The organism is Streptomyces adelaidensis, assembly GCF_016598475.1.
Taxonomy (GTDB): Bacteria; Actinomycetota; Actinomycetes; order Streptomycetales; family Streptomycetaceae; genus Streptomyces; species Streptomyces adelaidensis.
In genome coordinates this window covers 1-1,035 of record NZ_JAEMUX010000250.1, presented here as the reverse complement: position 1 = coordinate 1,035, position 1,035 = coordinate 1, and the positions used below count along the sequence as shown (strand labels likewise).

The following is a 1,035-nucleotide window of genomic DNA, read 5'->3' as shown; positions in this document are numbered from 1 at the left end:
GTCCTTGTCGGTTCGGACCCATGAGGGGCGGGGGTGGGCCACTGAGGGCCGCTGTGCCGTTTCTGGCGACTCCGGGTCCGCTGTGGGCTGTTCGGCCGCGAGAGGGGCCATGGAGGGCCGTCTCGGGCCTGTTGTGGTCCATGCGCGGCGCAGCATCCGGCAGATGCCCCACACGACCGCCACCGCCACAAGCACCCCGGCCGTGGCCGCCACCGCGCCCACGACGATCCACGGCCACAGGGCTTGCCACAGCAGCAGCGCTGCGTCTGCGGCCTCGGCGATCACTGCGGGGCCTCAACGGTCCTCGGCTCTGCGCGCGGGCTGTCGGCGCCCCGCTGCGGGAAGCAGGGCGCGAACCCGCCCGGCACGTGGACCCAGTGGTCGCGCTGCGGGCCGCCCATGTTCGGTGTGCCCCGGTTCTCGATCTCGCGCCAACAGTGGGCGCATTCGGGCTTGGCGGGCGGCTCCGTCTCGGTGCCGTGCTGCGCCCCGTCCTGCGGCACCCCGGCGGCGGGCGCGGTGAGCGCCCGTACAGCGGCCCGGTAGCGGCGCGCTTTGGTCACGGTCTCGTCGCTCCAGCCGTGCTGCTGCTGCATCTCCTCCATGGCGCCGTGCGTGCACGTCTCGTCGTGCTCGGTCTGTTCGCAGTCCCAGCCGCAGAGGACGGCCCACAGCCAGGCATCGACGCGGTAGGTGCCCCAGTCGCGGCTGCTGGTGGCGATCAGGGTGTGGAGGCCGTCGAGGGCAGCGGCGAGCGTCGCAGTGTCGGGCTTGGTGGCGGGCTGCGCCTCGGCAGCCAGACGGCGCAGCTCGTCCTCAGCCTGCCCGGCCCGCAGGATCTCCGCGCCCAGTTGGCGACGCACCTCGTCGACTTCCCGCTCCAGCGCGCGGATCTTCTCAGCCTGCTCGAACTTGATCTTGCCGCGCCGCAGCGACTCCTCGCGGAGTTCGGTGCAGCGGCGCTCACGATGGTTCAGCAGCTTCTCCACCCGACGCAGCTCGCAGCGCGGGCACACCGGCTGCCCGTCGCGCATC

At 72.9% G+C, this 1,035-nt stretch carries 2 protein-coding genes; both read right to left on the bottom strand.

Going from position 1 to position 1,035, the window contains the following annotated elements; translation table 11 throughout:
* Positions 1 to 285: hypothetical protein (locus I8N67_RS43655; protein WP_234047127.1), on the bottom strand; the 285-nt coding region annotated here is incomplete at its 3' end.
* Positions 282 to 1,035 (bottom strand): hypothetical protein (locus I8N67_RS41630; protein WP_200309568.1); only part of this gene is annotated, 754 nt, incomplete at its 5' end. The genes I8N67_RS41630 and I8N67_RS43655, both read right to left, overlap by 4 nt.